This is a genomic window from Pedobacter ghigonis (assembly GCF_903166585.1).
Classification (GTDB): domain Bacteria; phylum Bacteroidota; class Bacteroidia; order Sphingobacteriales; family Sphingobacteriaceae; genus Pedobacter; species Pedobacter ghigonis.
Genome location: NZ_CAESCM010000014.1, coordinates 100,312 through 125,724 on the forward strand (window position 1 = coordinate 100,312; position 25,413 = coordinate 125,724).

The 25,413-nt window shown below is 42.2% G+C and carries 16 protein-coding genes; 11 read left to right on the forward strand and 5 right to left on the reverse strand.

Features of this window, described 5'->3' with window-relative positions; all coding sequences use genetic code 11:
- Nucleotides 1–29 precede the first annotated feature (29 nt).
- Complete coding sequence (locus tag HWV58_RS18825; protein ID WP_175635569.1) at nt 30–1,403, reverse strand: sensor histidine kinase; 1,374 nt, start codon at nt 1,401–1,403, stop codon at nt 30–32.
- Nucleotides 1,403–2,080, reverse strand: coding sequence for a response regulator transcription factor (locus HWV58_RS18830; RefSeq protein ID WP_175635570.1), 678 nt, complete (start codon nt 2,078–2,080; stop codon nt 1,403–1,405). Before HWV58_RS18830 ends, HWV58_RS18825 begins: the two co-directional genes overlap by 1 nt.
- 158 nt (nt 2,081–2,238) lie before the next feature.
- Between HWV58_RS18830 and HWV58_RS18835 the strand changes: the two genes are divergently transcribed.
- The 5 genes from HWV58_RS18835 (at nt 2,239) to HWV58_RS18855 (ending at nt 10,636) form a co-directional block, all read left to right on the forward strand.
- Entirely contained in the window at nt 2,239–2,832 is a 594-nt protein-coding gene (locus HWV58_RS18835) for an RNA polymerase sigma factor (RefSeq protein WP_175635571.1), read from the forward strand.
- A gap of 100 nt (nt 2,833–2,932) precedes the next feature.
- A complete protein-coding gene (locus HWV58_RS18840; RefSeq protein ID WP_175635572.1) occupies nt 2,933–4,087 on the forward strand; it encodes a FecR family protein in 1,155 nt (384 codons plus the stop codon).
- A 287-nt stretch (nt 4,088–4,374) separates the two neighbouring features.
- Nucleotides 4,375–7,668 (forward strand): SusC/RagA family TonB-linked outer membrane protein, encoded by a 3,294-nt coding sequence (locus HWV58_RS18845; protein ID WP_175635573.1) that lies wholly within the window; start codon nt 4,375–4,377, stop codon nt 7,666–7,668.
- 10 nt (nt 7,669–7,678) lie between these two features.
- The gene (locus HWV58_RS18850; protein WP_175635574.1) at nt 7,679–9,067 is read left to right on the forward strand and encodes a RagB/SusD family nutrient uptake outer membrane protein; all 1,389 of its coding nucleotides are present in this window, start codon (nt 7,679–7,681) and stop codon (nt 9,065–9,067) included.
- Nucleotides 9,068–9,145: 78 nt separating this feature from the next.
- The gene (locus tag HWV58_RS18855) at nt 9,146–10,636 is read left to right on the forward strand and encodes a TlpA disulfide reductase family protein (protein WP_175635575.1); all 1,491 of its coding nucleotides are present in this window, start codon (nt 9,146–9,148) and stop codon (nt 10,634–10,636) included.
- Nucleotides 10,637–11,104: 468 nt separating this feature from the next.
- On the opposite strand, the gene HWV58_RS18860 is transcribed toward HWV58_RS18855, so the two are convergent.
- Nucleotides 11,105–12,088: an aldo/keto reductase gene (locus tag HWV58_RS18860; protein WP_175635576.1), complete on the reverse strand. Its 984-nt coding sequence runs from the start codon at nt 12,086–12,088 to the stop codon at nt 11,105–11,107.
- A 603-nt stretch (nt 12,089–12,691) separates the two neighbouring features.
- Here HWV58_RS18860 and HWV58_RS18865 point away from each other — a divergent pair.
- From HWV58_RS18865 to HWV58_RS18890, 6 genes are all read left to right on the forward strand, one after another.
- A complete protein-coding gene (locus tag HWV58_RS18865; RefSeq protein ID WP_175635577.1) occupies nt 12,692–13,249 on the forward strand; it encodes an RNA polymerase sigma-70 factor in 558 nt (185 codons plus the stop codon).
- Nucleotides 13,250–13,538: 289 nt separating this feature from the next.
- Entirely contained in the window at nt 13,539–14,483 is a 945-nt protein-coding gene (locus HWV58_RS18870) for a FecR family protein (RefSeq protein WP_175635578.1), read from the forward strand.
- Between the two features lie 137 nt (nt 14,484–14,620).
- Nucleotides 14,621–17,923 carry a SusC/RagA family TonB-linked outer membrane protein gene (locus HWV58_RS18875; protein WP_235972768.1) on the forward strand — a complete coding sequence of 1,101 codons (3,303 nt, stop codon included), beginning with the start codon at nt 14,621–14,623 and terminating at the stop codon, nt 17,921–17,923.
- Nucleotides 17,924–17,935: 12 nt separating this feature from the next.
- A complete protein-coding gene (locus HWV58_RS18880; RefSeq protein ID WP_175635579.1) occupies nt 17,936–19,459 on the forward strand; it encodes a RagB/SusD family nutrient uptake outer membrane protein in 1,524 nt (507 codons plus the stop codon).
- Nucleotides 19,453–21,309, forward strand: a complete 1,857-nt coding sequence (locus HWV58_RS18885; RefSeq protein ID WP_235972769.1) for an alkaline phosphatase — start codon at nt 19,453–19,455, stop codon at nt 21,307–21,309. The genes HWV58_RS18880 and HWV58_RS18885 overlap by 7 nt, the downstream gene beginning before the upstream one ends.
- Nucleotides 21,310–21,757: 448 nt before the next feature.
- A complete protein-coding gene (locus tag HWV58_RS18890; RefSeq protein WP_217707029.1) occupies nt 21,758–22,537 on the forward strand; it encodes a metallophosphoesterase family protein in 780 nt (259 codons plus the stop codon).
- Between the two features lie 149 nt (nt 22,538–22,686).
- Here HWV58_RS18890 and HWV58_RS18895 read toward each other — a convergent pair whose 3' ends face one another.
- Together HWV58_RS18895 and HWV58_RS18900 are read right to left on the reverse strand one after the other, a co-directional pair.
- Nucleotides 22,687–23,769 (reverse strand): hypothetical protein, encoded by a 1,083-nt coding sequence (locus HWV58_RS18895; RefSeq protein WP_175635580.1) that lies wholly within the window; start codon nt 23,767–23,769, stop codon nt 22,687–22,689.
- Nucleotides 23,770–23,869: 100 nt separating this feature from the next.
- Nucleotides 23,870–25,171, reverse strand: a complete 1,302-nt coding sequence (locus HWV58_RS18900; protein WP_175635581.1) for a hypothetical protein — start codon at nt 25,169–25,171, stop codon at nt 23,870–23,872.
- Between the last annotated feature and the right edge of the window lie 242 nt (nt 25,172–25,413).

Below are 25,413 nucleotides of genomic sequence, written 5' to 3' on the forward strand. Positions count from 1 at the left end.
AAAGCTATTTTTGCCGGATTAAAGCGGAATTAAATCGAAATTAAAACGGGATTAATTCGGGGCAGGGTGATGATAAAGGTACATCCGGCACTTGTTTGTTGACTGATTTCGATTGATCCCTTAAAAAGACCGATGATTTTCTGTGCCATGTATAAGCCCATACCTTCGCCTTCAAAACCCATGTCTTTTGCCCTGGTGTAAAATGGTTTAAATATTTCTGCCTGCTGTGCAAGGGGGATACCGGGGCCTTTATCACTGATGTAAATTTGCCAGGCATCACCGGTATCGCTAAGCAGGGCTTTTACTTCCTGTCCCTGCGAAAATTTAAAGGCATTGGCAATTACGTTATCGAGGGCAATTTGCAGTAAAACAGCATTGGCCAGCACCGAAGCTTGCCCTTGGCGGGCGGGATTTTGTTGTACGCTAAAGCGAAGTTGTTTCTGGCTTTGCCAGTCGCGGCTGATTTTGTCGAGCAAAAGATCGAGGTTGATAGGCGAAAGCTGCGAATTGATCAAATCGAGATCCATTTTGGCTAAAGCCAGCAAACCGGTAATGATGTGGTCCATTTTTTCGGCATCCTCTACCGTTTCGGCCAGGGCTTGCTGATAATCGGCGGCAGTCCTTTCTTTCACCAACGCCAGTTCGGCGCGCATCATCATCCGGGTAATGGGGGTTCTCAGCTCGTGTGAGGCATTGGCCACAAAGGTTTTCTGTAAAATAAAGGCATGTTCGAGTTCTTCCATCAGATGATTAAAACTCTGGGCAATGAGGTTTATTTCGTCTTTGTTTTGGGATACAGCTACACGGGCTTCCATATTTCCCGATCCAATTTGCTGTACCTCCTGCATAAACCTGTTTAAGGGTTTCAGCATTTTTTCGGCAATCCACCTGCTTAGCAACAAAAGAATAAGCGAAATAAGCAGGAAAACAACAATCATGATTTTGAGCAGTTTGGCAAGCCTGTTATGCGTACCCTGATCGTTGGCTGAAGCCAGAATTACAAAATCGCCCTGGTTATCGCGGTAATAAATGCCTACTACCTGGCGTTCGCCATCGGTATATTGCAGCCTACCAAGTTTGCGTACTTTTTCAATGGTTTGTTTGGTCCAGTATTGTGCCGAGTCTCCAATAAAGGTGGCCCTGTCTTTTCTATCGTAAATCCTGATGACCTCACTATTGAGTTTCTGCAGGTATTGGTGACGTACTTTGCTTACAGCATCGCGGCTAATCTCGTCGGCCTCGAGGTAAAGCTTGGCGGTAACCATGGTTCTGTCGGTAAGGCGCTCAAAAAAATCGGCTTTTAAAAAGCGCATAAAGGTGAAATAAATTACGCAGAGCACAGCCAGCAGCATCGTAGTACTGATTAACGTAAAGTAAAGTGCTATGCGGTCTTTTATTTTCATTATTTAAGGATATAGCCCATGTTAATTTTGGTATGGATCAGTTTACGACCAAAGCCCTTTTCAATCTTGTTCCTCAAAAAATTAATGTACACATCAATTACATTGGTGCCCGTTTCAAAATGAACATCCCAAACTTTTTCGGCAATGTACTGCCTCGATAAAAGCCTGTTTGGATTGTTTAAAAAGAGCTCCAGCAGTGTAAATTCTTTAGCACTCAATGTTATCGGCTGGCCATTCCGGGTTACGCTTTTGCTCCGCATATCCAGACAAAGATCTTCAAAACACAATTGTTCTGCTGCTTTTATCGTGGGGCTAGCCTGTCTTCGCAACAGGGCTGTAACCCTTGCTAAAAGTTCTTTGAGGTGAAAAGGTTTAACCAGATAATCGTCGGCACCGGTATCGAGGCCGTTTACCCGGTCTTCAACAGTACCCATTGCGGTAAGCATTAATATTGGGGTGTTATCGCCTTGTTCGCGAATATATTTGCAGAGTTGAAGGCCATTTAAGCCCGGCATCATGATGTCGAGGATAAGTAGGTTGAATTCTCCCGGCAGAAACAGGTTGCGGCCCTCGTTACCATTATTTACGGTGATTACTTCGTAGCCGCTTTCTTCGAGTGCAGATTGGAGCAGTGCGGCAATTTTAGGATCATCTTCGGCTATGCCAATTTTTTGCATAAGGCAAAAATAACGATACCATCTTAAAATGAGATTAAAAATAGTTTGTGCAACTTTCGCGGGTACAGGCTGAACTGGTTATAACCGTTCTGGCAACGTTATTACATCATTTACACCCGATTATTTTATATTTTCTTCTATATTCGTTTTTATAAACTATGCCATTCCTAAGCCACGTACCGGACCTCGAACTGATCTTGCTGATTAACCAGGAAGAGGAGCAGGCATTTACGGAAATTTATAACCGCTATTGGGAAAAAATGGCATCATACGCTGTAAGGTTAACCAAATCGGAAGAGGAAGCAGCCGATATTGTGCAGGAAATTTTTGTATCGATCTGGAACAGAAGGACTACCTTGGCCATTAAAAGTACTTTAGGTGCTTATCTTATCCGCAGTACCCGCAATTTATGTTTAAGGTATATCGAAAGAAATATCCATACCGATAATTTTTTAGATAAAATAACAGAACAGGCTGTAGATAGCAGCCTGAACATTGAAGAAAGTATTTCGCTAAAAGAGTTACAGGAAAATATAGACCTCGGCATTGCCAAATTGCCTAAAAAAATGCGGGAAGTTTATCTTTTAAGTCGCGATGAACAATTGTCATACCGCGAAATAGCCGAAAAACTCAATATTGCCGAAGGAACGGTTAAAAAACAGGTAAGCAATGCGCTTAAAATAATAGCAGATTCGTTAAACGGGAAACTTTCGGCCACCATGATGGCCATATTTCTACACCTTTTAAAGTGATAAAAGCACTTTTTAAATTTTTTTCAAAATAAATCTACCACCAAAACAGGTTTTTCGGAATATACATTTGTAAGGCACGCTCAATGCGCTTCAAAACCCTATGAAAACCGAACAGGCAAAACAATTAATACAGCATTATTTAGATGGAACAGCCTCGGCTAAAGAAATCCATCTGGTTGATTCTTTTGTGGATCAGCAGCTATTGGAAAATACCTGGTCTGCCGATGATGCGCAAAAGGCAGCTTTCGGTGCAAAACTGAAAGAGAAGATCGATGCCGAACGGTTAAAAGGGAAAGCGGAAAGTGAAAATGTAACTGTAAGGCCTAAAACAATCACCCGTCGCCTTTGGATCATTGCCGCTTCGGCTGCAGTACTGGCCTTATGCGTGATTGGCGGCTTGTTTGCGATAAAAAACAGGACTGAAGACCGCTCGGAGCGCTACGCCAACGATGTAGCCCCAGGTGGTAACCGTGCTATTTTAACCCTTGCTGATGGCCGCAAGATAGATTTAACCGACAGTAAAACCGGTGAACTGGCCACTGCAAACGGCCTCAGCGTTAAAAAGGCTGCAAACGGCCTGTTGGTTTTTTCGGTTATCGATAATGGAATTGCGAACGGGGATGGAAAAAATAACAGCATAACCACGCCGGTAGGAGGCCAGTATCAGGTAAACCTGCCCGATGGTACATTGGTATGGCTGAATGCGGAAACGAAATTCAGTTTTCCAAGTCACTTTAATGGAAAAAACAGGCAGGTAGAACTGGATGGAGAAGCTTATTTTGAAGTGAGCAAAGATAGAAGCCACCCTTTTATTGTTAAAAGCAAAAAGCAGGAGGTAGAAGTTTTAGGAACACACTTCAATATTAACAGTTACGATGTTAATGTGGGTACCCAAACAACACTTTTAGAAGGCTCGGTAAAAGTAAAAGGGGCAGGCGACGAAAAAGTAATTGCACCGGGCGAGCAGTCTATGTTATACGCCAACAAGATTGAAGTAAATGCGGTAGACCCGGCATTGGCTATTGATTGGAAAAACGGCGAGTTTCGGTTTAAGAACGAGGGTTTACCCAGTATCATCCAGAAATTATCGCGGTGGTATGGTGTTCAGTTTGTAATGAACGTCCGTTACGAGCAAATGCCTGCTTTTACGGGTTCGGTATCGCGTTTCGATAACATTTCTGAAGTGCTTAAAATGCTCGAAGAAACATCAAATATTAAATTTTATATCAACGGTAAGGTGGTAACCGTAAAATAATACCATTAGCAGCCTTAACCACGCTGTTTAAATCAATTAATATCAACTAAAAACCAGAAAAAAATGAAGAAACCACTACCGGAAGAGCGTTAAATAACACCATCGGTTTAAAAGAAAAAACCATGGAAGTGTTGGAAGCACAACCATGGCTATGATCTGAGTTAATCCTTTAAAAACGAATTCTGAGGTCCATTTACGCATTAACCCAAACAAACGAAAGTATGAATATTTATCCTTTTTATCAAGGAAGGCATTTGGCGTGCCTTCCTAAAAAAATCCTGTTTATTATGAAACTCACCATCATCATCATGACGACCTTACTCATGCATGTTAGTGCCAGTAGTTTCTCGCAAAAACTTACCTATGCGGCTAAAAATATAACCGTAGATCAGGTTTTTAAAGAAATAGAAAAGCAAACCAACTATAGGGTATTGTATGCCACCAGTACGCTTAACGATGCGGCGAAGGTGAGCGTAAATTTTAAAAATACACCGCTTAAAGACGCGATCGAATACCTGTTAAAAGATCAGCAATTAACCTATAATATTGAGCAGAACACCGTACTGATTAAAAAGCAGGAGCGCTCATTTATCGATAAAATTGCTTCGGTTTTTACTTCCTCGCGTTTTAACGGCAGAATTGTAGATGAAAACAATAGTCCGCTTGTAGGCGCAACCATTACAGTTAAAGGAAGTAAAAAGTACACGGTAAGCGGATCAACCGGGTCATTTGTGCTCGATTTGGAAGAGAACGACGTATTGGTTATCTCATATATCGGTTACGAAACCAAAGAACTGAAAATAACACGTGGCTTGTTGCAGAGTGGCGTAGCCAGTTTACTGGATATTAAATTAAGTCCAGCTGCATCTTCATTAGATCAGGTGCAGATAATTGGTTATGGCAGTACCACCAAACGCAATAATACAGGTGCTGTAAGTTCGATTACTGCCGAAGAAATAGGTAAACAAACGGTAGAAAACCCTTTGTTAGCGTTACAAGGCCGTATTGCCGGTGTGCAGATTACACAAGATAACGGTTTACCTGGTGCTGGTGCCCGAATGAACATTCGCGGAGCTTATACGGGCATATCAAATGCAGGTTACATTCCACTGTACGTAATAGATGGAGTTCCTTTTACTTTATTTAACGGTGCACAACCTGCTACCGATAACTTAAATGCAAATGGTGTTAGCGCTGCCAACGGTGGTGTGAGCCCGTTTAGTATCATTGCACCAGAAGATGTGGAGCGCATCGATATCTTAAAAGATGCCGATGCAACTGCTATTTACGGTTCTCGCGGATCGAATGGTGTGGTATTGATTACCACTAAAAAAGGAAGTAAAGGTAAAACCGCTTTTAATTTTAACGTGAATTCGGGGGTAAGCAATGTAGCCAACTACATCCCGATGATGAATACGCAGGAATATCTGGCTACCCGCAGGGCTGCCTTTGCGCGTTCGGGCGTTACGCCAACAGCAGCCAATGCATTGGATTTAACGGTTTGGGATCAGAATGCCTATACCGACTGGCAAAAATATTTTATTGGCCATACCGGCCATACCACCAATGCAACCGGATCAGTTTCTGGCGGAAATGCACAGAATTCTTTCTTGTTTTCTTCAACTTACCGCAAGCAAAGCACCGTTTTTGAAGGCGATTTTGGTGCAACTACTTTTTCGAGCAGGTTAAACGCCGGTCATAAAAGCACTGATGGCCGTTTTAATATAGATGGTTCGGTAAATTATACCTACATGAAAAACCTCTTGCCATCTACCGATTTGAGTACCATTTATAACCTGGCACCCAATTATCCTCTGTACAATGCCAATGGTAGTGTAAACTGGACGGCTACAAGCCCGCTTTCGTACAACCCGAAAACAACCAATGCACAAACTACCAATTTATTTACCAACGTAAACCTATCGTATCGCATCATTGATGGTTTGGTGGTTAAAGCCAATTTGGGTTATACTTCAACCCGTTTAAAACAGCAGCAAATTAGTCCGGCCAGCTCGCAAAACCCGGCTACCGCTCAGGTAAGCTCTTTAAGGTACACCGATAATGATAACAACAATTACATTATCGAGCCACAAGCGGTGTACACCACCAAAATTGGCGAAGGTAATCTGGAAGCCTTAATCGGTACTACTTTTCAGCGTACCAAAGCAACAGGTATTTTCTTAACCGGTACAGGTTATAACAACGAAAACCTGATTAACTCGCTGGCAGGTGCTTCGGCTGTGGTTACCAGTTACAATGCCGATGCAGTATACAGTTATACCGCTTTTTTTAGCCGTTTAAATTACAACTGGCAAGGCAAATACATTGTAGACGGGACCTACAGAAGAGATGGTTCATCACGTTTTGGTGGGAACAACAAATTCGGTGACTTTGGTGCAGTAGGAGCCTCGTGGATTTTTACCCAGGAAGACTTTATGAAAGACCTTGGCTTTTTAAGCTTTGGTAAACTGAGGGCCAGTTATGGTATTACCGGTAACGATCAGATTCCGAATTATGGTTACCTTTCTCTTTATTCATCAACCGGCTCGAACTATAACTATGATGGAACAAGTACATACATTCCTTCGAGTATTCAAAACCCTGATTTAAAGTGGGAAACCAATAAGAAACTGGATATCGCATTAGAGTTAGGTTTCTTGAACGACAGGATTTTGCTAAAGGCAGATTATTACCGTAACCGCGTTTCTAATCTGTTAAACTTCATTACCATTCCATCTCAAACCGGTTCAACCGGTTATACCGCCAATTTAGATGCAACCGTACAAACCAAAGGTTTTGAATTTGAATTGAATACGATTAACGTAATTGCCGGCGATTTTAAATGGACTACCAACCTGAACTTAACCATTAGCAGGAATAAGTTGTTGGATTTCAATAATCTGGCTAATACTTCTTACGCCAGCTCTTACATTATTGGGCAACCAACCGATATCAGGAAGTTTTATAATTACACGGGTGTTAACCCTGCTACAGGCTTACCAACTTATGCGGATTTAAACGGCGATGGTAGCATCAGCTTTGCCGGCGACAGGTATGTGGGCTATTATGGGCACCCTTACTTTGCAGGTATGAACAATAGCCTTGGCTATAAAGGTTTTGCACTCGATTTTATGTTCCAGTACAACCACCGCTATGGGGTATTGAATTCGACTTTAAGTTCGAGTCCGGCTGGTTTTAACTATACCAACATGAGTACCGCCTTGTTAGACCGTTGGGGAGCTGTAGGCGATGTGGCACTTTTCCCAGCTGCTGCTACTGTTAACGATCCATCGTACGGAAACTTAACTTCATCTGATGTTAACTGGGGCGATGCTTCTTACTTAAAATTGAAAACGGTTAGCTTAAACTATACCTTCCCTAAAGCTTTGGCCAGCAAGTTAAAATTGTCTAACCTGAGTGTTTACGTGCAGGGACAAAACCTTTACACCTGGGCCAAACAGAAATACACTTACGATCCTGAAACTACATTGCCTGGTACAGGGCCTGGTTTGGGTACGGGCCAGTTCATAGCCTTCCCGCAGGTACGTACTATTGTATTCGGTTTAAACTGTTCATTTTAATCAAGGAATCATGAAAATTAACTATATGTTTTTCAAAAAAATAATGGCATTAGGCTTGGTTTTAATGGCATTGTCGTCATGTAAAAAGTTTGTTGAAGCCGATTTGGCTAGCAACCTAATTGCTAAAGAAGATGCTTTCACCACTGATAATTCAGCAACCAGTGCCACCTTATCACTTTATTCGTACTATTCAACTGTTGATAACTTACGCTATGCTACCTGGTTAGGCGGTTTATTGGCCGACGAGTTGCAGAACACCACATCAACTGCTGATCTTATCCAGTTTTCGCAAAATGTGGTCGTACCAACCAATAATGTGGCTACAGGTAACGTTTGGGGATATTCTTATCAAACCATCAGGTATTGCAACCTGATTTTGGATGGTATCGGCCGCTCTACCGGAATGACTACTCCAGTGAAAAACCAGTTAAGTGGTGAAGCTAAATTTTTCAGGGCTTTAATGTACTTTAACCTGGTGAACTTCTACGGTGGCGTGCCCATTACTTCAGAAATCACAGAGCTGGATAATGCATTTAAACCAAGGGCTACAGCTGCCGAAGTTTACGCACAGGTTCTCAGCGATTTAAAAGATGCGCAAAACCTGTTGCCTGCCACCTACGCAGGTAGTGCTGCTTTAAAGGTTAGGGTAAATAAATGGGCAGCAACTGCACTGCTGGCTAAAGTTTATCTGTATAATAAGGAGTATGCAAATGCCGAAGCCGAAGCTACCAAAGTAATTGGTTCGGGTACCTACAACATGGCTACTTTGTCCAATGCTTTTATTAATACCAGCAGCGAAACCATTTTGCAGCTATCTACACTTTTTGGTGCATCGGCTTTCAGTACTTACCGTACAGCCAGTTCTACAGCTACTGTGGCACCTCCTGCTTATGTATTGTACAACAACTTTACCAAAGATTTTGAGCTAAACGATAACCGTAAAACCTCGTGGATCGATTCGACCACTTTTAACGCAGTTAAATATTACCGGATCAATAAATACAAGGTACAAGCGGCCACAGCGGCTACTTTGGGTAACGAATATACCGTGTTGTTACGTTTGAGCGAACAATACCTGATCAGGGCAGAAGCCAGGGCACAGCAATCGAATATCGGCGGTGCGCAGGATGATATCAATGTAATCCGCACCCGCGCAGGTTTGGGCAATACCACTGCTGCAACGCAAAGCACCCTTTTAACCGCCATTGCCAAAGAACGGAAACTCGAACTTTTTGGCGAATACGGAAACCGTTGGTTCGATTTAAAGCGTACCGGAACTGCTGATGCAGTATTAGGTGCCTTAAAACCAACCTGGAAAACCACAGCGCAGTTATTGCCAATCTCAGCAGATCAGATTTTATTAAACAACAAACTGACCCAAAACCCGGGTTATAACTAACTAATTTAAATTCAGGCTACCCGGAATTTAAATTTCAGGTAGCCTGATGTTTTCATAAAAAATAAAATATAAAGCGATATGAAATTATTAAAAACCGCCTGCTCGATACTCTTATCGGTAGTTGCCATCAATGCAGCACAGGCGCAAAACAGCAAACCGGCTGATACCCTGGTTCAATATCTGAACAAACTGGTAGCATCTAAAGATTCGGCTGATAAAATAGTATTGAGGGCCAGATTAGCAGATTTATCGGGGGCTAAAACTGAAAAGGAAGTGCTAACAGCCGCCAATTATTATTACCGTATTGGCGATACCAAGAAATCGGAAGCGATTTATGGCGATATCGCTACCCGTTTTCCATTGGGTACGCAAGCCAGAAGTGCAGCTTCTAAAGATTTTTACCAGCTTAAAACAGCTGCCGAAGCTGAAGCGGCTTACAAAGCCTGGGTTAAAAAGTTTCCGCCAACCATGTACGAAAATACCAAGGTAGACGACCGCCTGGCTTACGATTATGTTAGGGCGATGTTAGCCGGAAAGTTTGCCGCTGAAAAAAACGTAGCCAAAGCAAACGAATACGCCAACATGCTTGAAGTTGATTTCTGGAAAGGCAATGCTTACTCGGGGATTACCAATGCCTTTTATAAAAATGGCGATTTGGCTAACGCCGAAATTTACGCCAAAAAAGGAATGGATAATGCTTTTTCTTATGTAGATGGAAAAAAAGGAAACGAGAACTGGGCTAAGTTTTCGGCTTCGGGTTATCCGGGCTTAACCAGTACTTATGCCAATATTTTATTCGAAAGAAAAAAGTATACCGAGGCTTTGAAGTATTCGGAAATGGCCTATAAAAAATCGACAAGCTTAAGTCCAGGCTTAAACTATCGTTATGCCCAGATTTTAATGGGGTTGAACAAAAATCAGGAAGCATACGATAAGCTGGAAGAAGTAGTTAAAGCAGGTAAAGCTACACCGGAAATGGCTGCCGATTTTAAAAAGCTTTATGTAAAAGTAAAGGGTAATGAAAGTGGTTTCGATGCGTATGCTGCAGCCATCAGGAAGGCTTATTTAGAAAACCTGAGCAAACAATTAACCAAAGATATGGTAAAAGAACCTGCTGCAGGTTTCACGCTAACTGATTTAAATGGTAAACAAGTTTCTTTAGCCGATTATAAAGGTAAAATTGTAATCCTCGATTTCTGGGCTACCTGGTGCGGTCCGTGTAAAGCTTCTTTCCCGGCAATGCAAATGGCGGTAAATAAATACAAAGATGATGAAAATGTGAAGTTCCTTTTTATCCATACCTGGGAAAAAGTAGCCGATCCGGTTAAAGATGCATCCGATTACATCAAAAGCATGAAATACTCGTTCGAAGTATTGATGGATGTTAAAGATGCCGATACCAAAGTAAACAAAGTGGTAAGCAGTTACAAAGTAAACGGTATTCCAGCTAAATTTGTGATTGATGCCGCTGGAAATGTAAGGTTTAAATTAACCGGTTTTGATGGTAGCAATGAAGCCGCTGTTGATGAGCTGAGTATGATGATTGATATGGCCAAAGCCAAATCGTAAACTTTAACAAAGTCAGGCCTTTAAAGCCTGACTTTGTTGTTTATAAGCCTTTAGGTTGTGATCCTTGGCGGTTTATTTTTTACCACAAAGGCACCAAGCACACCAGGTTTGTTTTTTCGTGCTTTCTGAGTCTCTGTGGCTGTCTATTGTTTGCCACGGATGCATGGAACTCACGGAGGAGGGATTTCTTTGTGCTTTTGTGTCTTGGTTGTTTATTTTTTACCACAAAGGCGCAAAGCACACAATTTTATTTTTCCGTGCTTTCTGAGTTTCCGTGGCTGTTTGTTGTTTTGCCACGGATGCACGGAACTTACGGAAGTGCAGGATAGCACGTTTTGCGTTAAAAACGCTTTGTTATTCCACGCTCGTTTGGAAACGAGAGTGAGCTTAACTTTGTTGTTTACAATACCTCAGGTTGTCATCCTGAGTCTGTCGAAGGACGTTCTTATACCAAACAGCAACTAACAATTAAAACTTATCCAGCTCAGCTACAATAAATCCCAACTCATTTGCTTTAAGATCGAACTGCATCGTTTGCGCGTTGGCAATAGCCTGTTCTGCATTTCTGGCACCAGCCAATACGGTGGTGATTCCTTTTTGTAAGGTAGTCCAGCGCAATACCAGCTGTGCTAAAGTGGCCTTTTTAGCTTCGGCAATCGGGCGGATTTTTGCTAAAAAGCTTTCTACTTTTTTAAGGTCGAACTGACTGAAATACCCATTTCTGTGGTCGTCGGCTTTTAACTGGTTATTTTCGAAATATTTTCCTGATAAAAGGCCTCGCTCCATCGGACTGTAAGCCAATAAACCAATTTTGTTTTCGATGGCATAAGGCACTAATTCCTGCTCAATATCACGGTGCAGCATACTGTAGTAAATCTGGTTAGAGGCAGGAGGATAGGTTTTACCTGCTGTTTCCATTAGCTCAACAGTAGCGTTGGATAAACCTGCTGCGCGTATTTTTCCGGCTTTAATCAACGCTTCCATGGCTTCCATTGTTTCATCGATTGGGGTAGTGGCATCGGGCCAGTGTTGTTGTAGCAGATCAATGTAATCGGTTTTCAATCGTTTAAGCGATTCTTCTACTTCTTTGATGATGTTCGCCTTTGAAGAGAATTTATAAATGGGAAGGGTTTTACTAGCTTCCTGCATATCGAAAAAATGTTCGCCCTTTCCGTTATTACTGCCATCCCAAACCAATCCGAATTTGGTTAATAACTGTACTTTCGTTCTGTCTTTTCCTTTTAAAGCTTCTCCTATCAATTCTTCGCTAAGTCCGTAACCGTAAAAAGGCGCGGTATCTAATGTGGTAATGCCGTGGTCAATTGCTGCATGAATAGCTTCAATCGAATCTTTTTTCTCATTGCCTCCCCACATGGTGCCGCCTATTGCAAATGCCCCATAAGCTATGGTTGATAATTCGAGATCGGTATTTCCTAATTTTCTGTATTCCATTTTGATGTTGTTTTGAATTTGAAGCGACAAAATTTGGGATAAATGGGCTGTCATCAAAATAGGATGAATTATAGTTTGGTATCATTATTTTAATAGTAATGATCAGCCACGGATGCACCGAACTCTCGCTGGAGGGCTTTCTTTGTACTTTTGTGTCTTGGTGGTTTATTTTTTACCACAAAGGCACCAAGCACACCAAGTATTATTTTCCGTGTTTTCTGAGTCTCCGTGGCTGTTTGTTGTCTTGCCACGTATGCACGTAGCTCACGGAGGAGGGATTTCTTTGTGCTTTTGTGTCATGGTGGTTTATTTTTCACCACAAAGGCACCAAGCACACAAAGTATTATTTTCTGTGCTTTCTGAGTTTTCGTGGCTGTTTGTTGTTTTGCCACGGATGCACGGAGCTCGCGGAAATGCGAGATAGCACGTTTTGCGTTAAAAACGCTTTGTTATTACATGCTCGTTTGAAACGAGCGTGAGCTAAGTTCTTTGTGTCCTTCGTGTCTCAGTGGTTAATCTTAATAGCTAAAACCTCAGTGTTTAAGATTTATTAATATTAAGTGAATATAGGGGCGCTAGTTTTGCTGGGTAAATTCTGCACCCTTGAGTAATACACTGTTTTTATCGCTGAAAGAAGATGATCACCAGGCCATGGAGCAGATCTACCATGCTCATTGGGAATCGGTGTTCGATGCAGCCTTTAAAAGGATTGGCGATGAAGCCATAGCTCAGGATATTGTTCAGGAGATATTTATCACCCTTTGGCAAAACCGTAAAACCATCGAAATTCAGGGCGAACTTGGCGCTTACCTGCACGGTGCCGTTAAATACCGGGTAATTAATCATTTCCGCTCAGTGGCCATGCGCGACGGACATCAGACCGAATTTGCCTTTTTAATGGAAGGGAAACATACCGCGGCTGCCGATGCTGCGCTGATAATGCAAGATGCCAACAGGGAAGTGGAACAAGCATTGGCACAGCTTCCTGATCGCATGCGACTGGTTATAGCCATGAGTCGCAAAGAAGATAAAACCATTAAAGAAATTGCCAGCGAACTGGATGTTTCGGTACAAACGGTAAAAAACCAGATTACGGCAGCAATGAAAATCTTAAGAAAAAACCTTTCGTATATTCTGTTTCTAGCCTTTTTGATTTCTTAGTTGGGTTAACTGTTTGCTACCTCTTAATAGGGTTAATTGTTTAAATCGTACAAACTGGTTAACTGCCCGATCCCAAAACAATCTTTTACTGCCAGACCTTCAATTAACCGATTAACCAGTTTCAACAGTCGACCTTTAAAGCAATTAACCGATTAAAACAATTAACCAGTTAACCTTAAGAACAGTTAACCTTTAAAAACGATAACCTTTAAACTACTTAACCGAAACTTAACTTACTCATAACGTCTTTGGTTAGTACCTTTTTGCATTTGGATTGACATCTAATCAAATGACAGAAGAACAGGCAAAACAATTGCTGCAAAAATACTTAGATGGAAACGCTGAACCTGCCGAGGCCAGACATGTAGAAGAATGGTATAACCTTTTGCAAAAGGATGCACTCGATTTACCAGCCAGCCGCAAAGCCGCTATTGGTGAAGAAATGCTGCTTAACCTCAGGGCAGCCATGAACGGGAAAGCTAAAACCCGTAAAATATTTAGTCAATCGGTTTGGTGGCGTGCCGCGGCCCTGCTGGCCATAGTGGTATCTATTGGCCTGGCTATATGGAAACTTAACAATGCTGCACCAAATAATCCGCAGGTTGTAATCACCACCCAAGCGGGTGAGCAAAAAACAATCTTATTAAGCGATGGATCTGATATTACCTTAGGCCCCTCAGCACGTGTGGTTTATCCAAAACAGTTTGCTGCAAACAGCCGTAAAATTGCACTGGTAGAAGGAGAAGTATTTTTCTCGGTTGCCCATGAAGAAAACCGGCCATTTACGGTGCAGGTTAGATCAGGGCTCGATATTAAAGTGTTGGGTACTTCGTTCAGGGTAAGTGCTTATGCGCATCATCCAAAGGTGAAAATTACAGTGGCCACTGGTAAAGTGGCGATCAGCAAGCAACAGCTGTTACTGGGAACACTGGTAAAGGGGCAGCAGCTCGAATACAACAAGGCAAACGGACATGCAGCCATCCACCAGAGCAAACACGAAGAATATGTGAAAATCAGCTTTGATGGCGAAACACTGGCGCAAGTGGCCCGAAAAATCGGTTACATATATGGTGTCAAAGTGGTTTTAACCAATAAAACAATTGCCGGGTTAAAATGTCGTGCCAGCTTTACCAGCAAACAACGACCTGAAGAAATTCTCGATATCCTATGCAGCCTGCATCACCTGAAGTTCAGTGCCGCTAAAAACCATAAAACATTTAAAATATATCCATAATGAATACATAAAGCCAACAGCAGACTGGTTCGCACCGTGTTCGGACCAGGAATAAATTAAAGCACTTTTTAAACATACAAGCAATCAAACAAATGAAAACAACCTCAGCCAAGAGGACATCACACCTTTATCGGATCATGAAATATTCATGTTTAACATTTTCAATTATCTGCATATTCTGCAGTTCACTGCTGGCATCGGCGGGCATGGCCCAACGCCTGGAAAAAAGTAGTGTAACCATTAAAATTAATAAAGGCCGCAGGCTTAACGAAATTGTAAAAGAAATAGAGGCCGCATCGGGTTTAAGTTTCGTGTACAATCCCGATTTGCTTCAGGAGAGGAACACTTTTGTAAGCGGCGACTTTAAAATGGAGCCTGTACGCTCTCTTTTAGATAAATTAGGACTTAACGTTGTAGAGAAAGGTGATTATGTGATTCTGAACAATGCCACTTTTAACAAACCCGACCGCATTATTACCGGTGTGGTTAAAGATTCGTCAGGTATTACACTTCCGGGGGTTTCGGTAAAAGTAGTGGGCACGCAAAGTGGCACCATTACCGATGCCAACGGTGCTTTCAGGATCGAAGTAAGCGCACAAACGGTGCTGTCTTTCTCCATGATCGGCTACAGAACCAAAGAGGTAACCGTGGGCGAAAATCAGGTAATTAATGTTACGCTGATTGAAGAAAGATCGAACCTGGGAGAGGTAGTTGTTGTAGGTTACGGTACACAGAAAAAAGAAACCTTAACCGGTGCCATTAGCATCGTTTCGTTAGATAAGCTATCATCAAGGTCGGTAAACAGTGTAGGCGAGGTGCTTGCAGGTAAATCGCCGGGCGTAATTGTGACCAACGAAGGTGGCGACCCAACTTCAACACCACGCATCAATATTCGCGGTGCCGGAGGTTTAAACGGAGAAAGCGTATTGTATGTTATTGATGGTTCTATCTTTTTAGGTACGCCACAACTTAACCCCAACGATATTGAATCCATTTCTGTACTGAAAGATGCTTCGGCAGCGATTTATGGTGCCAGAGCTTCGGGTGGTGTGGTTTTAATTACCACCAAAAAAGGAAAGAACGGCAAAATGCAGATCAGCTTTGATGCCAAACTGGGGCAGCAAAGTGCCTGGAAAAAATTAGAGCCTTTAAACGCCGAACAACGTGCACAGGTAGCGGCAACAGCAGCAAAGAACGGTGGAACAACCATTTTGCCTGCTTTTGATGCAAGTAAATATCCCGATGGACAGGTAACCCGTACGAACTGGATGGACGAAGTATTTAGAGATGGCTTGCTTCAGGATTACAACGCAGCCATAAACGGCGGAAGTGAGAAATCTAATTTCTACCTGAGTTTTAACTACCGCAATGCTGAAGGTATTGTATTGAATACCAAAACCCAGCGTTACAACTTCAGGATAAACTCTGAACATGAGCTTGCGCCCTGGTTAAAGGTGGGCGAAAACCTATCATACAGTAACACCAACGGTAATGGCGCAAACACTAGCAGCGATTATACAGGTGCACTTTTATCGGCCATTTATTATCCAACCAACGGCACACCTTACAATGCCAATGGTAGTTTTGCAGGCTTGCCTGGCGGGCAGTACGCCGGCGATTATGGCGATATCATTAACCCCGTAGCCGAATTGCAGCGTATAGATATCAACAACCCGGTTAATGTGTTGGTGGTAAATCCATATGCTACACTTAAACTGGCAAAAGGATTAAGTTTCAGATCGAACCTGAGCATCACACGCTCATCTTCACAATTTAAAAGTTTTACCCCAAAAAGGCCCGAAGTTGGTAAGCCGGTATTGAGCAACAGTTTGGTAGAAAGGGCAGATCAGGCTAACGATTTTCTGGCAGAGCAGGTGTTGAATTATAAAACCACTTTCGGTTCTCATCAGCTTGATTTTACAGGTGGTTATACTTTCCAGAAAACCAAAAGCAATGGTCTGTATGCTTCTGGTGCTGGTTTTGACGATGAATCGGCACAATACCGTTACCTGGTTAATGCTACGGTTATCCAGCCTTCTTCGAGCTATGCAGATGCCAAAGCATTATCTTCTCTTTTTGTAAGGGCAAATTACAATTACAAAGAAAAATACCTTTTATCGTTAATTGGTCGCCGCGATGGATCATCGATGCTTACCAAAGAAAACAGGTTCAGGAACTATGGTTCAGTTTCGGCCGGTTGGACCGTAAGTAAAGAGGATTTTCTTAAATCAGCTTCGTGGTTAACCGAATTAAAATTAAGGGGTAGTTACGGTATTCTGGGTAATTTGGGTAGTCTTTCATCATCGGCAGTAAACCCGCTGTTAAGCGCTACACAAAGTTATTTCGGGCAAAGCCCAACCTTGCAAAATGGATATGTACAAACCATTCTTGCCAATAAAAACTTAACCTGGGCCGAAAGTAAACAGACCAATATTGGTTTGGATGCAACTGTTTTCGACCGTTTGAGCCTGGTAGCCGATTATTTTATTAAAGAAACCAATAAAATGATCTTAACCCGCTCGTTACCCGGAACTGCCGGTTTAAACACGCAAACCATTAATGCAGGTTTGGTGAAGGATAAAGGTATTGAATTGGGCTTAACCTATAACAGCAGCAAAAATGCAGCATTTACTTACTCGGTTAATGCAACTTTAACCAAACTGAACAATAAGGTTGAAGAATTAGCGCCCGGCTTGCAAAATATTGCCGTGGGAACCAATTTCCGTAACGAGCTTGCACCATTATCTATCAATGTGGGACAGCCATTGTACAGTTATTATGTATTAAAAACCGAGGGGATTTTCCAGTCGCAGGCCGAAGCCGATAACTATAAAAATGCCAGCGGACAAAAAATACAACCCAATGCCAAGGCGGGTGATTTCAAATTTGCAGATTTAGATGGCAGTGGTTCAATCGACAGTAAAGACCGTTATTTTGCCGGAAGCGCTTACCCTGATTTTTCTTATGGAGTAAGTTTCAACGCCAGCTACAAAAACTTCGACTTTAACATTTTTGCACAAGGAGTACAAGGCAATAAGCTTTTCAATGCAGTAAAAAGAACTACATACAGCGCGAGCGGACCTTCGTATAATAAACTTGTAGGTATTTTAGATGCCTGGTCGCCGGAAAACCCTGGAGGCAAAGTGCCAATTATCTCTACCAGCGATAGCAATGGTAACTTTAATGCATCTGATTTTTATATCGAAGATGGTTCTTACCTGCGCATCCGCAACGTAACCCTGGGTTATAGTCTGCCAAAACAATTGACCACTAAGCTCAGAACAGGTGCCATTAGGGTGTATGCAACCGCCAACAACTTGTTTACCATTACCAATTATTCGGGCTTCGATCCGGAGATCGGAATGGATAACAATGGTTTGGATGTTGGTCGCTACCCACAAGCCAGAAGCTTTATCCTTGGTTTAAGCGTTAATCTTTAATCTCACACAAAAATGAAAACGAATATAAAATACCTGGCAGTAATTGCCGCAACCGTTTTTGCCTCGTGCACCAAACAGCTCGATATTGTACCTGAAGGTTCGCCATCGGCACAGAACTTCTGGAAAACCAAAGAAGATGCCATTAAAGCTGAAGGTGGCATGTACGAAAAATACAACGAAGAAGATTATTATGGCCGTGGTATGTTCTGGTTTATCAATGCCAGCGATGATATGGTAACCGGCCGTAACAAGCCAGAGGCCGATAACATTAAAAACTTTAACCGCAGTTATATTGGTGGGGGCTATACCGAATCGCAATGGAGCATGCGTTATGCCATTATAAAAAGGGCTAACGATATTATTACCAATGTGCCCGGTATTAACATGGATGAAACCCTTAAAAAGCAAATCATTGGCGATGCTTACTTTAATGCCGGCCTGGTTTATTTTCAGCTGGCGGCCAACTACGGAAACGATAAAGCTGGTGTACCCATTGTAACTCCTGATGCTGACCCTGCCGTAGCGGTGCCTCGTGCTAAAAACGTAAACGAAAATTACGATTACATCATCGGGCTCTTGTTAAAAGCTGCCGATAACCTGCCTTATTTTAAGGATATGAAAGCTTCAGATTATGGCAAAGCGCATAAAACTGCTGCCTGGGCTTATTTATCGAAAGTATATTTATACAAAAAAGATTATGCCAATGCTGCAAAATATGCTGATATGGTAATCTCTTCTGGTCAGCACGATTTAATTACGACCAGTTTTGCCGATGTTTTTAAAGCTTCAAACAATTGGTCAAAAGAGTATATCTGGTCGGTTGTGTGTACGCCAAGTGGTGGTGGTACCGGTTGGGGCAGTAAATTGCCTGGGGTAATGCTTACCAACAAGGCCTGGGGTATTTACAATGGCTGGGGTTATTATTTGCCAACAAAAGAGCTATACGATTCGTACGAAACCGGCGATCAGCGTCGTGAGGCTACCATTTTGAAACCTGGCGATAAGTTTATGTTTTTTGGTGCTGAGCGCAGCTTTACCAAAGATGCAGGTGCAACATCTGATTACCAGTTTAAAAAATACATGGAGCCTTTCACTTATGCTAATCCAATTCCTACGCATGTTAACCCGAATGGCGATAACGGAACTACCGATTTAAATGTACCTTTAATGCGTTATGCTGAGGTACTCTTGATCAAGGCCGAAGCGGCAATTAATTTAAGCGGTGCAGGTGCGGGCGATACTGAACTGAATAAAATCAGGATGCGGGCAGGACTTGGCATCAAATCGGGTATGACGATTGATGATTTAAAACGCGAAAGACGTAATGAGTTGGCTGGTGAATGGGCCGACCGTCACCGCGATTTGGTACGCTGGGGCGATGCACAGGCTGCTTATGCCAAACCTTTGCATAATTTAGATGGCAGCGTTATCTGGCCAGCCAGAAATTTCAATCCACAAGTGCACGATGTTTGGGCCGTTCCGCAAAGGGAGATCGATAACAGTGCCGGAACGATAAAACAAAATGCAGGATGGTAAAAAGACTTGGTTTAATGTGCCTTCTGGGCATGGTTGGTTTAGGCTTTCAGCCGCTTTATGCGCAGCAAAAACTTACGGCCAATCAGGCGCATAGTCACAACGATTATAAACAACAAATTCCGCTGCTTACCGCTTATTATGCTGGTATGGGCTCCATTGAGGCCGATATATTTTATCGCGATGGTGAATTGTTTGTTGCACATGAGCGCTCGGAGATTAAACCCGGGCGCACTTTACAGCAACTGTACCTCGATCCGCTGGCTCAATTGTTTAAAGAAAACGGCAATCATTCTTATCTGGATGCTAAACAAAAGCTTCAGCTGGTAATTGATATTAAAGAAGACCATGTGCATGCCTTGAATAAACTGGTGGAAACTGTTAAGGCTTATGGTGCCATATTTGATCAGAAACAAAATCCTGATGCCATTAAACTGGTTATTAGTGGAGATGTGCCTGCTGCCGACCATTTTAGTGATTATCCGGAAATCATTTCTTTTGATGGCCGGCCAGAGAAAAGTTATAACAGTGCCCAGCTGGCACGTATAGCCATGATTAGCGATGACATGGCCCATTATGCAGCTTGGAATGGGAAGGGAACACCCACACCACCTGATTTAGAAAAGCTGACTGCTGTGGTGGCGAAGGCACACCAAATGGGCAAACCTTTCCGCTTTTGGAATACGAAAGATAGTCCGAATACCTGGAAAGAGCTGGAGCGGATAGGGGTAGATTGGATTGGTACTGATCATCCTGAAAATTTAAAAGCATTTTACCAGAACCGGGCAAAGCAGGAATACACCAGTCCGAAAGCTTATGTGCCTTACCAGCCTACTTATAAAAGCGATGGTGCAAGCCGTAAGGCCAAAAATGTAATTCTTCTCATTGGCGATGGAATGGGCCTGGCACAAATTCAGGCCGGCCTTAGTGCTAACTTTGGCTTATCGAATTTAGCTAACCTGAAGCATATCGGTTTTTCGCGTACCGAGGCAGTAAATTCTGATTTTACTGATTCGGCCGCGGGTGCAACTGCAATGGCTACCGGTCATAAAACGAATAACCGCTACATCAGTCTGGATGCCCAGGGGCGTAAACTCACCCGGATTCCGGATACGCTGGCCAGGTTTGGGATAAAAAGCGGCATTATTAGCAGTGGCGATATTACCGATGCCACACCTGCTGCCTTTTATGCGCAGCAAATAGAACGGACCATGAGCAAGCAGATTGCCGCCGACCTGCTAAACAGCCATGTGGATATTCTGGTGGGATCTAACCGCAAAAGCTTTATTGGCAATACCGATGCGGGTTTAATGGATAAACTGGCACAAAAAGGCTATAGCTACCGTACCAACCTGGATGAATTTGCAACAGCTAAAACCGGTAAACAGCTGGTGCTTTTGGCCGATTCGGCTACGCGTAAGGTGTTGGAGGGCAGGGGCAACATGCTGCAAACTTCATTGCTGAAAACCATTCAGCTGCTTTCGGCCAATCCAAAGGGCTTCTTTATTATGGCTGAGGGTGCACAGATCGATCATGGTGGTCATGCCAACGATTTACCTTTTGCGGTAACTGAACAACAGGATTTCGACCGTTTGGTGGGAGAGGCGATCAAATTTGCCGATCGAGATGGGGAAACACTGGTAATTGTAACTGCTGATCATGAAACTGGTGGACTTTCGCTTTTAGATGCATCATACAAAAAAGGAATGGTAAGGGGCAATTTCAGCACTGACGATCATACCAATATTATGGTTCCTATATTTGCTTACGGGCCAGGCGCTAATGCATTTATGGGCGTATATCCGAATAATAGCATTTTCGATAAGATTATTAAGGCTTACGGGTTAAAATAAAGGGGTTTTACCACAAAGGCACGAAGCACACAAAGACTATTTTTCCGTGCTTTCTGTGTCTCCGCGGCTATTTTCCTATAGTTTTGCCACGGAGGTACGGAGCTCACGGAGGGAGATATTTCTTTCTGCTTTTGTGTCTTGGTGGTTATTTTATAATGTGCTGCATGTTAATTGTGTAGCACGTTTCGCGTTAAAAACGCTTTGTTATTCCACGCTGAGTGGAGTGCTGAGTTTTCGTGGCTATGTGCCTTCTCAATTGCTTAGGAATTAACATTCAATACACATTCGGAACTTAAATTTGCGCGATTTAATAATCAATACACATGCAAAGAAGAAAAGCATTAAGAAATATAGGCGGCCTTTTACTACTGCCATCGTTAAGTAACGCCATTACTGTAGTAGATCAGAAACCAGTGTATTGCGTGTTGCACATATAACCGATATTCATTTGAAGAACGATTTGGATGCGCCAAAGAAGTTTACCCAATGCCTGCATCACCTGCAACAGCAATCGCCAAAGGTGAACCTGGTTTTAAATGGCGGCGATATGGTGTTTGATATGAACAAGGAACAAATTGGTACCATAAACGACCAATGGAAGCTATTTATGGACACCGTTAAAAACGAATCCAATATTCAAACACAGTATTGCCTCGGTAACCACAATATCTGGTGGAATGAAGACAGTAAAGCTGATGCTTTTTACGGTAAGAAATATTCGATGGATAAGCTTGAACTGGCAAAACCCTACTACAGTTTTATAAAAGCAGGCTGGAAGTTTATTGTTTTAGATAGCACCCACCTGGATATTGATAATACCTGGTACATCGGCAAACTGGGTGAGGAGCAGTTTAACTGGCTTGCTGAAGAGTTGAAGGCCACCCCTAAAGAAACTCCTGTTTTGGTTATGTCGCACATTCCAATTCTCACTGCCTTGTTAATGATTGAAGATGATATTGTAAACAAATGGACCATGCTGGGAGGTGATATGCATACCGATACCGCCAAAATTATCAATCTTTTTTATCAGCATCCTAACGTAAAGCTTTGTCTGAGCGGTCACCTGCACATGCGCGACAAGGTAATTTACAACGGGGTAACCTATCTGTGCAATGGTGCGGTATCGGGTGCCTGGTGGAAAGGAAACCGAAGAGAAACTGCACCGGGTTATGGCCTTATTGATCTTTTTGCCGACGGTACTTTTGAAGAAAGTTATGTGAATTATTAGTGTTGGCAAACAACGCCTTTCAATAACCGAAGCACGTTACTTCATAGAGCATTCGAAATTCAAGACTACGCTAATAAAAAAGCAAAGGCAGGTGTATTTCCTGCCTTTTGCTTTAAATCTGTAATTATATTTTTAAAAAGTCTGATATCTTATTGAAAGTACTTCGAAAGGTCGGTTATTTTACCTGAGAAATAAGTACTTCTTGTGTTTGCTAAAGCATTTTTAGTATCATTAATTACAAACAACTTCGACTTACCGGCTTCAAAAATAATTTCGCCATAGCGACCTTCATTGAGTTTAAACGGGAAGGTAGCCAATACAAAAGGAGCACTGGTTGTTGTATAGGGAACGGTATTGGTGCCTTTTTCAACTATATCGAAACTATATATGTAACTGGCATCTGGTAGGGGTGGTAGCTCTATCTGGTTAAAGGAACCATCTTTTAGTAGCGTAAACCTAAGTTCGGGCAATACTTTTATGCCGGCAGTAGCGTATGCTGCAGTCGACAGCGGTTTAAGCCTGGTGTAAAATACCAGATCTACATCCACATTTTTAAACTGTGGAAGAAATACGGTTTCAAATTTAGCCTTAATTACCATATTGGCCGGATTTAATGGTGGATCGAGCTTTACATTATCTGCTATTTTTATTCCATCAAAGAAGAAATTGATGTTCTGGCGTGGAGTAGCCGATTCGATTGTTTTGGTTAACAGAATAGTTGTTTCGCCTTTTTTGCGCACGGTGATTTCTCTGGTAGTACCTTTATCAATCAGGATAGGTGAGAGGTTATCTACTTTACCGGTACCGGATAAGAATACATTTCCATCTACCAGAAATTCGAGCTCGCCAGAGAGCGCGTAGCCCTTAATGCCCAACGAAACGGAAGTGTTGTATATTTTAGTGCCATCGTAAAAAATACTGATGTTCTGATCAAATGGCACTGCAGTGATGGTTTTGGTGAGTAATATTTCAGTTGAACCTTTTTTTCTGACTTTCAAAGTAGCCTGCTGATCTTTTACGGTAAGCAGGGTTTTTACATTAATGCCTCCTGCAGGCGGGCTGGCTATTACACTGTCTTTATACAGATATTCCAGCTCAACATTACTTGCACCGGTAACGTTTAACTGAATGATTTTAACTGGTTCGGGTTGGAGTAGTTCTGCCTTGCGACAGGATAAACTTAATGCGGCGATGGCCGAAAGCAGGAAAAGGGTAAATATTTTAAGTTTCATATAAAGGTTACTTATCATTTTAGAACAGCATTGTGCCGTTTTTATCATAAAGAGACCGTACCCCATGGGTACAGCCTCTTCTGATTAAGAGAGAAAAATATTAGAATACAAGTTTTGACCAACCAGCAGCCCAGCTCGGTAAAGTAACTGTAGCCGGAGAACCTGGTGTATTGTACCATGGTTGTGTAACACCAAAAGCACTGGCGTTGGTTGCGTTAACAACTAAAGTGTTGCTACCGCCATCAACATAAGTACCAACAGCAGCTGTGATTGAATTGGTGAAACCGTGAACAGATGTGCTAGAGATATCTGAAAGACTTGCATTAGCATCACCATCGAAAGCAATACCAGTATTGTAACCAGATACAATTACACCGATTAAACTAACTTCCGAACCTCTACGCTCGCGGATACCGCTACGGTAACCTAAACCAGAGATACCACTGGTGTTTTCAGTTCCGAAAATGCTTACGTTTTGTAAAGTTGGGTGTGTTTTAGGGGTTAAGCTAAATGTAGCATCTTCAGCAGGAGCATTGTTATCAGATTCGATACCGTTCGAATCACTGTTACCACCGCTTGTGCTGTGTGTAGCATTTTTATCGGCAATGGCTACACAGTCACTTAATATACCGGTAAAACCGTTATCGAAATCAAACTGATCATCATCAGAAGCTAAAGCAATTAAATTGCTTGGGCTAACGGTACCACCGAAAAATTCGAATCCATCATCTAAACCATAAGAAACCTGTACGTGATCGATTGTAGTACCACTACCAACACCACCTAAAGTTAAACCGTTAACCTCTACGTTTGCTGCTAACTGGAAACCTGCATATTCAATACGTACGTATTGTAAAGTACCGCGGTTATCTTCGTCATTTGTGCCTCCATAGTAGAATTTATCCTCATTGGCTAAACCTTCAATCAGCTTGCTGTTAACGTTAATTTTTGCGTTACCTAAAACAATTACACCACCAAAATCGCCAGGCGTACCGGTTGTACCTGCGTTACCATCTAAAAGGTTACGGCTGGTAAATACGATTGGGTTTTCGGCTGTACCAATTGCGCTGATGTTACCGTCTTTTGCAACTACCAAAACACCATTTTGTACACCTGGTGTATTTACCGAAGCTTTGATGTAAGTACCGGCCTGGATGGTTAAGGTTGCACCATTTCTAACGGTTACCACACCACTTAGTTCGTAAACGTTTCCTGCGGTCCAGGTTACAGAGCTGGTAATGTCTCCGCTTACGGTTACTACTGGTAAAGATGATTGTGCGTAATCTGCTGCCGAAGTGCTGCGGTTACCGAATGCATCAGAACCACCTTCGTTTTTTTTACAAGCTGTAAATGAAACAGCAACAATTGATAATAGGCCGATTAAATTTTTTAAGTTTTTCATGTTTTTGTTTTCCATAGGATATTATTTCATATCCATGTTCATATAGGTTGATTTTTTGGATCATTCGAACCTTTTTAATTCTATCTCTTTCTGTTTTTTTGAAATAAAATATATTTTGTGTCCGAATGGGTTGAATTTTTTTATCTTAGTGTTTCTTATCGATTTAACTAAGCATTGCTGTTAAACTCCCTGGGTTTTTAACAGAAGGTTTTTAAAATATTCGGGCTTTGTCCTGATCTGCC

Bases quoted from the DNA above. Each gene is read 5' to 3' on its own strand.
- HWV58_RS18875 (WP_235972768.1), top strand. From the start codon at position 14,621: ATGAAATATTCATGTTTAACATTTTCAATTATCTGCATATTCTGCAGT.
- HWV58_RS18885 (WP_235972769.1), top strand. From the start codon at position 19,453: ATGGTAAAAAGACTTGGTTTAATGTGCCTTCTGGGCATGGTTGGTTTA.
- HWV58_RS18840 (WP_175635572.1), top strand. From the start codon at position 2,933: ATGAAAACCGAACAGGCAAAACAATTAATACAGCATTATTTAGATGGA.
- HWV58_RS18895 (WP_175635580.1), bottom strand. From the start codon at position 23,769: ATGAAACTTAAAATATTTACCCTTTTCCTGCTTTCGGCCATCGCCGCA.
- HWV58_RS18830 (WP_175635570.1), bottom strand. From the start codon at position 2,080: ATGCAAAAAATTGGCATAGCCGAAGATGATCCTAAAATTGCCGCACTG.
- HWV58_RS18860 (WP_175635576.1), bottom strand. From the start codon at position 12,088: ATGGAATACAGAAAATTAGGAAATACCGATCTCGAATTATCAACCATA.
- HWV58_RS18870 (WP_175635578.1), top strand. From the start codon at position 13,539: ATGACAGAAGAACAGGCAAAACAATTGCTGCAAAAATACTTAGATGGA.
- HWV58_RS18845 (WP_175635573.1), top strand. From the start codon at position 4,375: ATGAAACTCACCATCATCATCATGACGACCTTACTCATGCATGTTAGT.
- HWV58_RS18855 (WP_175635575.1), top strand. From the start codon at position 9,146: ATGAAATTATTAAAAACCGCCTGCTCGATACTCTTATCGGTAGTTGCC.
- HWV58_RS18880 (WP_175635579.1), top strand. From the start codon at position 17,936: ATGAAAACGAATATAAAATACCTGGCAGTAATTGCCGCAACCGTTTTT.
- HWV58_RS18900 (WP_175635581.1), bottom strand. From the start codon at position 25,171: ATGAAAAACTTAAAAAATTTAATCGGCCTATTATCAATTGTTGCTGTT.
- HWV58_RS18825 (WP_175635569.1), bottom strand. From the start codon at position 1,403: ATGAAAATAAAAGACCGCATAGCACTTTACTTTACGTTAATCAGTACT.
- HWV58_RS18850 (WP_175635574.1), top strand. From the start codon at position 7,679: ATGAAAATTAACTATATGTTTTTCAAAAAAATAATGGCATTAGGCTTG.
- HWV58_RS18835 (WP_175635571.1), top strand. From the start codon at position 2,239: ATGCCATTCCTAAGCCACGTACCGGACCTCGAACTGATCTTGCTGATT.